The 13,013-nt window shown below is 51.2% G+C and carries 10 protein-coding genes; 3 read left to right on the forward strand and 7 right to left on the reverse strand.

Annotated elements, in window-relative coordinates:
• Positions 1 to 10: 10 nt before the first annotated feature.
• Entirely contained in the window at positions 11 to 1,264 is a 1,254-nt protein-coding gene (locus tag ACJHYR_RS00865; RefSeq protein ID WP_000091836.1) for an MFS transporter, read from the reverse strand.
• A gap of 106 nt (positions 1,265 to 1,370) precedes the next feature.
• On the opposite strand from ACJHYR_RS00865, the gene ACJHYR_RS00870 reads away from it, so the two are divergent.
• The 3 genes from ACJHYR_RS00870 to bioD all read left to right on the forward strand — a co-directional run bounded on the left by ACJHYR_RS00870 (position 1,371) and on the right by bioD (position 4,439).
• Complete coding sequence (locus tag ACJHYR_RS00870) at positions 1,371 to 2,264, forward strand: LysR family transcriptional regulator (RefSeq protein ID WP_001019558.1); 894 nt, start codon at positions 1,371 to 1,373, stop codon at positions 2,262 to 2,264.
• A gap of 134 nt (positions 2,265 to 2,398) precedes the next feature.
• A complete protein-coding gene (gene mlc, locus ACJHYR_RS00875; RefSeq protein ID WP_000225276.1) occupies positions 2,399 to 3,619 on the forward strand; it encodes a sugar metabolism global transcriptional regulator Mlc in 1,221 nt (406 codons plus the stop codon).
• A 124-nt stretch (positions 3,620 to 3,743) separates the two neighbouring features.
• Positions 3,744 to 4,439 (forward strand): dethiobiotin synthase, encoded by a 696-nt coding sequence (gene bioD, locus ACJHYR_RS00880; protein WP_000919226.1) that lies wholly within the window; start codon positions 3,744 to 3,746, stop codon positions 4,437 to 4,439.
• Here the strand turns inward: bioD and clcB are convergent.
• The 6 genes from clcB to ynfE all read right to left on the reverse strand — a co-directional run bounded on the left by clcB (position 4,392) and on the right by ynfE (position 12,893).
• Positions 4,392 to 5,684, reverse strand: a complete 1,293-nt coding sequence (gene clcB / locus ACJHYR_RS00885) for a voltage-gated ClC-type chloride channel ClcB (RefSeq protein WP_072262429.1) — start codon at positions 5,682 to 5,684, stop codon at positions 4,392 to 4,394. The genes bioD and clcB overlap by 48 nt on opposite strands.
• A gap of 157 nt (positions 5,685 to 5,841) precedes the next feature.
• Entirely contained in the window at positions 5,842 to 6,456 is a 615-nt protein-coding gene (dmsD, locus tag ACJHYR_RS00890) for a Tat proofreading chaperone DmsD (RefSeq protein ID WP_059328078.1), read from the reverse strand.
• Between the two features lie 42 nt (positions 6,457 to 6,498).
• Positions 6,499 to 7,353, reverse strand: a complete 855-nt coding sequence (gene ynfH, locus ACJHYR_RS00895) for a selenate reductase membrane anchor subunit YnfH (protein WP_410233036.1) — start codon at positions 7,351 to 7,353, stop codon at positions 6,499 to 6,501.
• Between the two features lies 1 nt (position 7,354).
• Positions 7,355 to 7,972 (reverse strand): DMSO reductase like molybdoenzyme iron-sulfur subunit YnfG, encoded by a 618-nt coding sequence (gene ynfG, locus ACJHYR_RS00900; protein WP_000213028.1) that lies wholly within the window; start codon positions 7,970 to 7,972, stop codon positions 7,355 to 7,357.
• 10 nt (positions 7,973 to 7,982) lie between these two features.
• Complete coding sequence (ynfF, locus tag ACJHYR_RS00905) at positions 7,983 to 10,406, reverse strand: selenate/tellurate reductase subunit YnfF (protein ID WP_072262431.1); 2,424 nt, start codon at positions 10,404 to 10,406, stop codon at positions 7,983 to 7,985.
• 60 nt (positions 10,407 to 10,466) lie between these two features.
• A complete protein-coding gene (gene ynfE, locus ACJHYR_RS00910; protein ID WP_000041649.1) occupies positions 10,467 to 12,893 on the reverse strand; it encodes a selenate/tellurate reductase subunit YnfE in 2,427 nt (808 codons plus the stop codon).
• Positions 12,894 to 13,013 lie beyond the last annotated feature (120 nt).

Consider the following 13,013-nt stretch of genomic DNA (forward strand, 5'->3'; position numbering starts at 1 on the left):
GACTTATTTTTCAGGCGTGCAGACGACGATGCAAACGCGTCCCGACCAGCAGAGCAATGACCAGCATCAGAGCAATAAATGCGCCGACGCCGTTCCAGCCATAGTTATGCCAGAAAACACCACCCAGCGTCCCGGCAATACTCGACCCCAGATAGTAACTGAACAGATACAGCGAGGAGGCCTGGCCTTTAGCGCGTTTTGCGCGGGGGCCGATCCAGCTGCTGGCAACGGAGTGGGCTGCGAAGAATCCGGCTGAGAAGAATAACATTCCGGCAAAGATCAGCCACAGCGAGCTAAATAAGGTCATCAGTAAACCAAACAGCATAACCCCCGTCGAAAACAACATCACCGGACCGCGCCCATAGCGGGTGGTCATTGTTCCGGCTTTGGGTGAGCTCCATGTACCGGTCAAATAAGCCAGCGATAATAAGCCAACCACGGCCTGGCTGACATGCCAGGGGGAGAGCATCAACCGATAGCCGATGTAATTAAACAGCGTGACGAACGACCCCATCAGCAAAAAGCCTTCTGCGAACAATAACGGTAATCCCCGGTCACGCCAGTGCAGACGAAAGTTGATAAACAACGTCTTAGGTCGCAGCGAAGTCGGGCGAAAATGGCGTGATTCAGGGAGGATTTTCCAGAACATTAACGCCGAGGCCAGCGCGAAACAACCGATTGCCGCCAGCGCAATTCGCCAGTTGAAAAAGTCCGTGAAGACACCGCTAATTAAGCGTCCGCTCATGCCGCCAATTGAGTTGCCGCTGATATACAACCCCATCGAAAAGGCCACGAAACTGGGGTGGATTTCCTCGCTAAGATAAGTCATGCCAACAGCTGCCACGCCACTTAACGAAAGCCCAATCAAGGCGCGCATAATCAAAATGCCGTGCCAGCTGGTCATCATTGTCGAAAGTAACGTACAAATGGAGGCCAACAGTAGCGCCGTGACCATCACTGGTTTGCGACCAATGGCATCGGATAGCGGGCCAGTAAACAGCAAACCGATAGCCAACATCGCCGTTGAAATGGACAGTGAAATACTACTGTTAGCAGGCGTTAAGCCAAACTCCTGCGAAAGCACCGGAAGGATAGGTTGCACACAATAGAGAAGTGCGAAGGTTGCCAGTCCGGCAGAGAAAAGCGCCAGGGTGACACGCATAAATTGCGGCGTACCGCGTTTAATAAATTGATTTGGCTGAGAAATGCTTTGCTTGTCAGTGTCGCTTGCCGGAGCGCCATCAACAGTTGTAGTACGGCTCACTTGAAATCCTTGCTAAATATGCCTGTGGATCAGGCTTATGAATAGATTAGGAAAATCGAATTGTTCTGTCTAATATATTAATAATCTCAAATAAGATGTTTTAAATATGAATATTGAACTTCGTCATCTGCGTTACTTTGTTGCGGTTGCAGAAGAGCTGCATTTCGGGCGCGCCGCTGCCCGCCTGAATATTTCGCAACCACCGCTAAGTCAACAGATTCAGGCGCTGGAGCAACAAATTGGTGCCCGACTGCTGGCACGGACCAATCGCAGTGTATTGCTGACGGCAGCAGGAAAACAGTTTCTTGTAGATAGTCGGCAAATCTTGTCTATGGTGGATGATGCTGCCGCTCGCGCTGAAAGGCTGCATCAGGGCGAAGCGGGGGAGTTGCGCATTGGTTTTACTTCGTCCGCTCCTTTTATTCGGGCGGTGTCCGATACGTTATCGCTGTTTCGCCGTGATTATCCCGATGTCCATTTACAAACCCGCGAAATGAACACTCGCGAGCAAATCGCTCCGCTCATTGAAGGAACGCTGGATATGGGATTGCTGCGTAACACAGCGTTACCGGAGACGCTTGAACACGCAGTCATCGTCCATGAACCGCTTATGGCGATGATCCCGCACGATCATCCCCTGGCAAATAACCCGAGTGTAACGCTGGCTGAACTGGCGAAAGAACCCTTTGTCTTTTTTGATCCGCACGTAGGGACAGGGCTGTATGACGATATTCTCGGGCTGATGCGACGTTACAATTTGACGCCCGTCATCACTCAGGAGGTGGGTGAGGCAATGACCATCATCGGTCTGGTTTCCGCTGGTCTGGGTGTTTCAATTTTGCCTGCGTCATTTAAACGTGTTCAGCTCAACGAAATGCGCTGGGTGCCGATTGCTGAAGAGGATGCGGTTTCTGAAATGTGGTTGGTCTGGCCGAAACACCATGAACAAAGTCCGGCTGCGCGTAACTTTCGTATTCATCTGCTGAATGCTCTCAGGTGAGGGAAATTTCAGCGAAAAAGCCCGAAAAATGTGCTGTTAATCACATGCCTAAGTAAAAATTTGACGACACGTATTGAAGTGCTTCACCATAGCCTACAGATTATTTCGGAGCGCGAAAATATAGGGAGTATGCGGTGGTTGCTGAAAATCAGCCTGGGCACATTGATCAAATAAAGCAGACCAACGCGGGCGCGGTTTATCGCCTGATTGATCAGCTTGGTCCAGTCTCGCGTATCGATCTTTCCCGTCTGGCGCAGCTGGCTCCTGCCAGTATCACTAAAATTGTCCGTGAGATGCTCGAAGCACACCTGGTGCAAGAGCTGGAAATCAAAGAAGCGGGGAACCGTGGCCGTCCGGCAGTGGGGCTGGTGGTTGAAACTGAAGCCTGGCACTATCTTTCTCTGCGCATTAGTCGCGGGGAGATTTTCCTTGCTCTGCGCGATCTGAGCAGCAAACTGGTGGTGGAGGAGTCGCAGGAACTGGCGTTAAAAGATGACTCGCCATTGTTGGATCGTATCATTTCCCATATCGATCAGTTTTTTATCCGCCATCAGAAAAAACTTGAGCGTCTGACTTCGATTGCCATTACCTTGCCGGGAATTATTGATACGGAAAATGGTATTGTACATCGCATGCCGTTCTACGAGGATGTAAAAGAGATGCCGCTCGGCGAGGCGCTGGAGCAGCATACCGGCGTACCGGTTTATATTCAGCATGATATCAGCGCATGGACGATGGCTGAGGCCTTGTTTGGTGCCTCACGCGGGGCGCGCGATGTGATTCAGGTGGTTATCGATCACAACGTGGGGGCGGGCGTCATTACCGATGGTCATCTGCTACACGCAGGCAGCAGTAGCCTCGTGGAAATAGGTCACACGCAGGTCGACCCGTATGGGAAACGCTGTTATTGCGGGAATCACGGCTGCCTCGAAACCATCGCCAGTGTAGACAGTATTCTTGAGCTGGCACAGCTGCGTCTCAATCAATCCATGAGCTCGATGTTACATGGACAACCGTTAACCGTGGACTCATTGTGTCAGGCGGCATTGCGCGGCGATCTACTGGCAAAAGACATCATTACCGGGGTAGGCGCGCATGTCGGTCGCATTCTTGCCATCATGGTGAATTTATTTAACCCACAAAAAATACTGATTGGCTCACCGTTAAGTAAAGCGGCAGATATCCTCTTCCCGGTCATCTCGGACAGCATCCGTCAGCAGGCCCTTCCTGCGTATAGTCAGCACATTAGCGTTGAGAGTACTCAGTTTTCTAACCAGGGTACGATGGCAGGGGCTGCGCTGGTAAAAGACGCGATGTATAACGGTTCTTTGTTGATTCGTCTGTTGCAGGGTTAACATTTTTTAACTGTTCTACCAAAATTTGCGCTATCTCAATTTGGGCCAGGAAAGCATAACTTAGACTTTCAAGGTTAATTATTTTCCTGGTTTATATTTGTGAAGCATAACGGTGGAGTTAGTGATGCTGAAGCGTTTCTTTATTACCGGTACAGACACTTCTGTAGGGAAAACGGTGGTTTCCCGCGCATTGCTACAAGCGTTAGCCTCCCAGGGAAAAACGGTTGCGGGATATAAACCCGTAGCGAAGGGGAGCAAAGAGACACCCGAAGGGCTGCGTAATAAAGATGCCCTGGTGTTGCAGAGTGTTTCAACCATCGAACTGCCTTATGAAGCAGTTAATCCTATCGCGTTAAGCGAAGAAGAAAGTAGCGTGGCGCACAGTTGCCCAATCAATTACACCCTCATTTCAAACGGCCTGGCAAACCTGACCGATAAAGTCGATCATGTGGTGGTAGAAGGGACTGGCGGCTGGCGCAGTCTGATGAATGATTTGCGTCCGCTCTCTGAATGGGTGGTGCAGGAACAACTGCCGGTGTTGATGGTTGTCGGTATTCAGGAAGGTTGCATTAACCATGCACTGCTAACAGCTCAGGCGATCGCCAACGACGGGCTACCGCTCATTGGCTGGGTGGCTAACCGAATCAATCCAGGACTGGCGCATTATGCGGAAATCATTGATGTGCTCGGTAAAAAACTTCCGGCACCGCTCATTGGTGAACTGCCTTATCTGCCGCGCGCCGAACAGCGTGAACTGGGGCAATACATCCGCTTAGCTATGCTTCGCAGTGTGCTGGCGGTAGATAGAGTCACGGTGTAACGTCCGCGAAATTACCGACGCAATTACGCAGGCAATCAATAAACCGGGGAGTAGCTGATACTCCCCGGTCATTTCACATATCATCAACGTCGACATAATCGGCGCGTGCGTGGTTGCCGCCAACAGTGTCGCCATCCCGGTCAATCCGAGTAAAAGCGTAATTTCTTCGCCATCAGGGAACCATAATCCCAGGCTACGACCATACAACATGCCAATGGCAAGACCGATAAATAGCGTCGGTGTAAAGACACCACCGGGCGCGCCAGAACCACTACTCGCCAGCACGGCAAACAGTTTACAGAGGAAGATCCCGGCAATGATCATTAACAGTGGCGGGGCGGTTAAAAAGGATTGTACGGTGCTATAGCCGTTGCCCCACACTGCAGGTGTGAACAGGGAAAGCAGACCCACGATCAACCCGCCCAGTGCCAGTTGCCAGGGCGGCGCAAGTTTGAGACTTACAAATCCACGATGACAGGCGTTCATTAACGTTAACAACAGTGGTCCGCACAGACCTGCCAGCACACCTGTACTGATAATCAGCGCATAGTCACGAGCCTGAACCGTCACTGAGAGTTGTACGCTGTAGAGTAACGCGTCGCTATGATTAATCAGATTGCTAACCAGCAACGCCACGACGGCGGAAATAATCACCGGGCCGAGAGAGGCCAACATCATAGTGCCAAACAGCACTTCGGCTATAAATAAACTGCCAGCAAGCGGGGCGCGATAGGCCGCAGCCATTCCCGCCGCAGCTCCACAGGCGATCCATAATTTCCACTCCTGGCGTGGCGTAAAACGTTGGACAAAACAGGAGGCGGCAAGGGCAGCTAAAAGAATCATCGCACCTTCGCGACCAATTGCACTGCCGCTGGTTACTACCAGCAGAGAGGCAAGCGATTTAACCAGGCTTGCTGCGTAATCAAACTGCCCATCGGTTTGCAACGCTTCCATGTAATCGGTCGGCGCATGAGGGCGTTGCTGGGTAAATTTCTGCCAGCCCATCAGCAACAAACCCGCCGCCAGTCCGCCGAGCGCCGGAGTTAGCAGCCGTCGCCACGGGGAAAGATTTGTCGCTGCATTGACCAGACTGCCCGAGTCATTATTGAGGAACAACCACTCCAGTAGCAGCATCGTATGACGAAACCCGGCAACGGCAAAGGCCGCGAGAATACCGACGACTGTTGCGATAAGCAGACGGCGGAACATAGTGCGCAGATCCGGATAGATGTGTAGATGATGCATGAGCAGAAATGGGCAATGAAACACGGGCGACTATTTTGCGGCAAAAGAGGCCAGACGCAAAAGCAGTGCGTGCTTTAAGAGATAAAAAACGTGACACTGTAACCTATTATTGCCGAATTGCGCGTAATCGCCACCATCCGGCAATATTACGGTGATCCTATCGAAAGAGTGGTTTAACCGCGACAGGAATTAACAGTTGTGATTGCCATTGCGCCAGCGTTAAGCGAGCCAGTTCACCCAGTGCACGGTAGAAAGGGTGTTCTGCTTTTTCGATAAAAACGTCAAGAAAACGTGTTGACCACGGAAAAAGGTGCCATGCCAGCAATTCTTCGCATTCTGTCTGGCGACCATTCTCCGCCAACCACGCAGCCATCAACAGCAGTGAACCAAAATGATCTTCCGGTTCGTTTTGCTGCATTTCAAACTGAATGCCTTTCTCGCGCATCCACTGACGAAGTGCCAATGTTGAATCGCCAAACAGCACAGATTCGCGATCCAGCCAGACCGACCCCCACGGCGGTGATGGCAGAGCCCACGGACCGACAAACAAACGCTGCCAGGCCTGGGCGCGAGTCTCTTCACTCTGTGCCTGAAAAGCCGTCACCAGCGGCGCTAATGACGCTTCTGGTAGAGGCCACTGAGTTTCCCAGCCGTCACGGGTGAGTACCGCAACCAGGGGGGCGGCTTCCGCACTCTCTGGAGCGTAATAAAACAGCGCGCCCAACACGCGCGCCGCGACAGAAAAATTATCTTGCTGTGAAAAATGGGTCATTCCTAACATCCTGAAATGTGCGGGTTGCCCCGCACCAATTTGTTAACCTGCAATAGCCATTCCTACCGTCATGTGCAGGCCATAAAAGAGCACACGCCCGATCATCTCACCGCCAAGTATGAGGATTAGCCCCAGAACAAGTCCGGCAACGTGAGGTTCACGGCGACGAATGAGCGGACAAAGCCAGCATCCTAGACCTGTGCATAACAATACCACACGCCAGACCTGTAAGGAGGCGTAATCTGGTACCAGTGCGCTGGCTTGTTGTACGGATGAGTGAATAGACGCCAGAGACAAACCTTGCAGCACAATCACCCCGGCACAAGCGATCAGCGCCAGAACGCTAATGATGGAAAAGGGTGTGGTATTAAATGTAACGCGGGCTGCCCGCAGAATTGCAGCAGCAAGTATTGGACCGCTCAATAATACTGTCAGGAAGAAAGCCAGCGTAGTGTAACCGTTATGCCAGGTTGGCACAGTGTCGATTTGATACACGCCGGTCATCATCCAGACGAAAATGACGCCGAGCGCCATGCTGACAAGTAACCAGAGTTTCCCCAACGCTTGCGGCATTTTACCGATGATCGCCACCAGCCACCATAATCCGCCAACGGCAAAAAATATTGAACCGGCAGCAATCTCGTTACTCAGACCAGAAGCTCCGATTCGATTCAGCGAGTTAAACGCCCGCAGTGGCGATCCCAGGTGCATGACAGAGGCAATAAACCCGATGCCCATCAACAGCCAGAGGAAAAACATGCCACGAACAATGTGCTGACGGTCTGCGTCATTTTTGGCGGCGAACCAGCCAATTCCGCTAACAATCAGCGCGCCTACTACGCATTGACCCAATACGGTAAAGATAACCAGTGGCCATTCATGCCATCCATTTCCCATTTTACACTTCCTCCGGATTAGCCAGATAACCAGTGGTATCGCCGGTCGGGCGGCTGTTGGCGTTAGGTTTGATAACGATATTGGGTTTTGTGAAATGCGCGCGCGGCAGTGGCGCGACGGCAGCCAGAGTGCCGTGCTTCTGGCGCAGCTCTTCAATTGGACCGAACTCAAGTGCACGCAGCGGGCAGGATTCGACGCATATGGGTTGTTTCCCCTCGGCGACGCGCGAATAACAACCATCGCACTTCGTCATGTGCCCTTTTTCAGCATTGTACTGTGGCGCGCCGTACGGACAAGCCATGTGGCAGTAGCGGCAGCCGATACAAACATCTTCATCAACCACCACAAAGCCATCTTCACGCTTATGCATTGCGCCGCTGGGGCAGACTTTTGTACATGCGGGGTCATCGCAATGGTTACAGGAGATGGAGAGATAATAAGCGAACACGTTCTGGTGCCAGACGCCATTATCTTCCTGCCAGTCGCCGCCAGCATATTCATAAATACGGCGGAAACTGACTTCCGGGCCAAGATCTTTAAAATCTTTGCACGCCAGTTCGCAGGTTTTACAGCCAGTACAGCGGCTGGAATCGATAAAAAATCCATATTGTGTGGTCATGGGCTACTCCTTAAACCTTTTCGATCTGGACAAGATTGCTGTGCGACGGGTTTCCCTTTGCCAGCGGTGAAGGGCGGTGAGAGGTCAGAATATTAATACTGCCGCCGTGATCGACCCGGTCACCAAACATATCCGCTTTAAGCCACGCACCTTGCCCGATGGCGGTAACGCCAGGCAGAATACGCGGAGTCACTTTTGCGGCAATCAGCATTTCTCCATTATTGTTAAATACCCGCACGGTATCGCCATGACGGATACCGCGTGCCTGAGCATCAATAGGGTTGATCCACACCTCTTGTGGGCAGGCCTGCTGTAACACATCAATATTGCCGTAGCTGGAGTGGGTACGCGCTTTGTAGTGGAAGCCCGTTAGCTGCAGTGGATAGGTTTTCCGCAGGGGATCGTCCCAGCCATCAAAACCTGGGGTATACGCAGGAAGGGGATGAATAATTTCATCTTTTTTCAATTCCCAGGTATCCGCAATCGTCGCCAGTCGTTCAGAATAAATTTCGATTTTCCCCGAAGGTGTTTTCAACGGGTTTGCCTGTGGATCTTCACGGAATGCGCGGAAAGCGACGTAGTGTTCTTCCGGGCATTTTTTCTTAAAGATCCCGGTCGTTTTCATCTCCTCGTAGTCGGGCATCTCAGGGTTACGTTCCTTCGTTTTCGCATGGAGATATTTGATCCATTCGTGCTGACTGCGGCCTTCAGTAAAGGTTTGATAAACGTCTGGTCCTAAGCGTTTGGCGACTTCACTCAGCATCCAGTAGATGGGTTTGCGTTCAAATTTTGCTGAGGTTGCGGGTTGGGCGAGGATCACATAGCCCATATTCCCGGCAGATTCGTGAGAGATAAGGTCTTCTTGCTCTGTTGGCATCAGGTCGGGCAACAGGATATCGCAATACTTAGCCGAGGCAGTCATGAAGTGGTCAATGCCAACAATCATCTCGCACTTGCTGTCATCCTGAAGCACCTCATGGGTGTGATTGATGTCGCCATGTTGATTGATCAATGTGTTACTGGCGTAGCACCATAAAAACTTGATGGGGACATCCAGTTTTTCTTTTCCACGAACACCATCACGGGTCGCGGTCATTTCCGTACCATGGTCGATGGCATCTGTCCATGTAAAGACGGAAATCTGCGTTTTAACAGGATTCTCGAGCATCGGGAACCATTCTACCCCCAGATCCCAGCTACCTTCGCGTACACCTGAGTTGCCGCCGTTTATGCCGACGTTACCGGTGAGAACGGAAAGCATGGCAATAGCGCGGGACGTTTGTTCGCCGTTGGAGTGTCGTTGTGGCCCCCAACCCTGACAAATATAAGCAGGTTTTGCTGAACCGATCTCTCGTGCCAAATGGATAATTTTTTCTGCCGGGATGCTGGTGATTTTTGCTGCCCATTCCGGCGTTTTAGCTATGCCGTCAGGCCCTTCGCCCAGAATATAGGCTTTATAATGCGCGTTACGTGGTGCGTTGGCGGGCAGCGTTTTTTCATCGTAACCAACACAATATTTGTCGAGAAATGGCTGATCGACCATGTTTTCAGTAATCAGTACCCAGGCAATCGCACAGGCCAGTGCGCCATCGGTGCCTGGGCGAATTGGCAGCCATTCATCTTCACGCCCGGCAGCAGTGTCGTTATAACGTGGATCGATGACGATCATGCGTGCGTTTGAACGTTCTCGGGCTTGCTCGACGTAGTAAGTGACACCACCGCCGCTCATCCGGGTTTCTGCCGGGTTATTTCCGAACATAACGACCAGTTTCGTATTGGCTATATCATCCGGGCTGTTGCCATCATTGGCACCGAACATATAACTCATTGCGGCACTGATTTGAGCGGTACTGTAGCTGCCATAGCGACTGAGAAAACCACCGCAAGAGTTCATCAGACGGTACGGGACGTTCGAGTTGGTGATGTTTCCGCCATCTACGCCTGTTCCGTACAGGACATGTACAGCCTCATTGCCGTATTCTTTCAGGATCCGCCGAAGATTATCACTGATGGTATCCAGGGCTTCATCCCAACTTATCCGTTCAAATTTACCTTCACCGCGCTTGCCGACGCGCTTCATGGGATATTTCAACCTGTCAGGATGATTCATCCGTCGGCGGATAGAGCGCCCGCGTAAACACGCCCGAACCTGATGATTACCGTAGACGTCGTCACCTGTCGTATCAGACTCCACCCAGTACACGGTGTCATCTTTCACATGCAAACGTAACAGACAGCGGCTCCCGCAGTTAACGGTGCAGGAACTCCAGACCGCTTTCTCTTCTACCGGTGCCTCTGCCGCTCGGACCATTTGGGAAAATGGCAGAGTGAAAGCACTGCTTGCCAGCGCAAGACTGCCAAGTGCGGAGGTTTTCATCAGACTTCTACGGCTGATTTCAGCCTTCATGAGCGCCTCTGTGATATGGATTTTCATCATTACTCACTTATTGCTTTTCAAACAAAATGTCATGTCAGAATTTATGGTTGTAGTGGGTTATATTTTTTCGATCTCGACCAGATTAGTGTGCTGCGGGTTTCCCTTCGCCAGTGGTGAAGGGCGCAGAGTGGTTAGCGTATTCACACAGCCGCCGTGGTCGATTTTATCGCCAGACATATTGGCCTCGTGCCAGGCTCCCTGGCCCATAGCGCTAACCCCAGGGAGAATGCGTGGTGTTACTTTGGCTGGTAGCCGAACTTCGCCACGATGGTTAAACACCCGCACCATATCGCCGTTGGCAATCCCACGTTTCTGTGCATCTATAGGGTTGATCCACACCTCCTGACGGCAGGCTGCCTTCAGGACATCAATATTGCCGTAGGTCGAGTGGGTACGGGATTTGTAATGGAAACCAAACAGTTGCAGTGGGAAGGTTCTACGTTCAGGGGAGTCCCAGCCTTCAAAGGTTGAGGCATAAACTGGCAGTGGGCTTATCACTTCATCTTTTTCCAGTTCCCAGGTACGGGCAATTTCCGCCAGCTTGCTGGAATAAATTTCAATCTTACCGGAAGGCGTTTTAAGTGGATTTTCCTCGGGGTCGTCACGAAATGCTTTGTAGGCGACAAAATGACCATTGGGATCTTTACGCTTATAGATACCCATTTTTTTCAGTTCGTCGTAAGACGGTAACGCCGGATCTTTGGCAAGCATTTTGGCGTACAGATGTTGTAACCATTGTTCCTGCGTGCGACCTTCTGTGAACTTTTGATAGACGTCAGGTCCAAGACGTTTCGCGACCTCACTCAGGATCCAGTAAATCGGTTTGCGTTCGAATTTTTCGCTGGTGACTGGCTGGAGGAAAATGAGATATCCCATGTTACCGGCGTAGTCGTTAGGAATTATATCTTCCTGCTCAACGGTCATCAGGTCTGGCAGCAGAATGTCGGCATATTTTGCCGATGAGGTCATAAAGTTTTCGATGACCACAATCATTTCGCATTTCGATTCGTCCTGCAGAATTTCATGCGTTTTGTTGATGTCAGAATGCTGATTAACCAGGGTATTTCCCGCGTAGTTCCAGATGAACTTAATGGGCACATCCAGTTTATCTTTGCCCCGGACGCCGTCGCGGATTGCCGTCATTTGCGGGCCATGATCGATAGCATCTGTCCAGCTGAAGCAGGAGATTGACGTTTTGACCGGATTATCCAGCACCGGTAGGCGTTCTATGGTAATGGTATAGGTCGATTCACGCGCGCCACTATTCCCGCCGCTGATGCCGACATTGCCCGTCAAAATAGGCAACATAGCAATAGCGCGTGCGGTCAGCTCACCGTTTGCCTGGCGTTGCGGCCCCCAACCCTGGCAGATATAAGCGGGTTTTGCTGTGCCAATTTCACGCGCCAGTTTGATGATACGGTCCACCGGGATACCGGTAATTTGCGAAGCCCACTGCGGCGTTTTCGCTGTTTTATCGTCACCTTCACCAAGAATATAGGCTTTATAGTGACCATTTTTTGGTGCATCTGCGGGTAAGGTTTTTTCGTCATAGCCGACGCAGTATTTATCGAGAAAAGGTTGATCAACGAGATTTTCGTTAATCAATACCCAGGCAATACCCGCAACCAGCGCGGCATCGGTGCCCGGGCGAATAGGAAGCCATTCGTCTTCACGACCGGCAGCCGTATCGGTATATCGCGGATCGATAACAATCATTTTTGCGTTCGATTTCTCGCGCGCTTTTTCAAGAAGATAAGTGATGCCACCACCGCTCATGCGGGTTTCTGCCGGGTTGTTACCAAACATCACGACCAGCTTGCTGTTTTCAATATCCGTGGTGCTGTTGCCATCATTACTGCCGTAGGTGTAGGGCATGGCACAGGAAATTTGCGCGGTGCTGTAGGAGCCATACTGGTTGAGTGAACCGCCGTAGCAGTTCATCAGGCGTTTGACCGCCGAGGCTGATGGTGAAGAGCGGGTCATATTGCCGCCAACAATCCCCGAAGAGTACTGAATATATACAGCCTCATTGCCATATTGTTCGACGGTTTTTTTCAGGCTACTGGCGATAGTATCCAGGGCTTCATCCCAGCTAATCCGTTCGAATTTGCCTTCGCCGCGTTTGCCCACGCGTTTCATTGGGTAATTCAAGCGATCGGGATGATTAATACGCCGACGGATGGAGCGACCGCGCAAACAGGCACGTACTTGATGATTGCCATACTCGTCGTTGCCGGTGTTGTCAGTTTCCACCCAGGTCACTTCATTATCTTTAACATGCAGACGAAGTGCACAGCGGCTACCACAGTTGACGGAACAGGCACCCCAGACCACTTTCTCGCTGGCCTGTTGTACCGCTGCCGCTGCACTGCGCAGGGTGAACGGTAAAGAAAAACCGCCTGCAGCCAGCGCCAGAGAACCTATCGCGGTAGATTTAACGAGTGTTCTGCGGCTGATGCCCACCATTTGTTCATTTTTGGACATAACTCACTCCCTGTTCTTTATCGTTATATAAAAGTTTATATATTGAATATTTAGCGCGCTAACAATAGAGGAAGTCTACCCATTTTGGGTTAAGAATTATTAATCCATATCAATAGAAGG

Origin of the sequence: Escherichia sp. WS1450, assembly GCF_046487395.1 — a bacterium.
Lineage (GTDB): Bacteria > Pseudomonadota > Gammaproteobacteria > Enterobacterales > Enterobacteriaceae > Escherichia > Escherichia coli.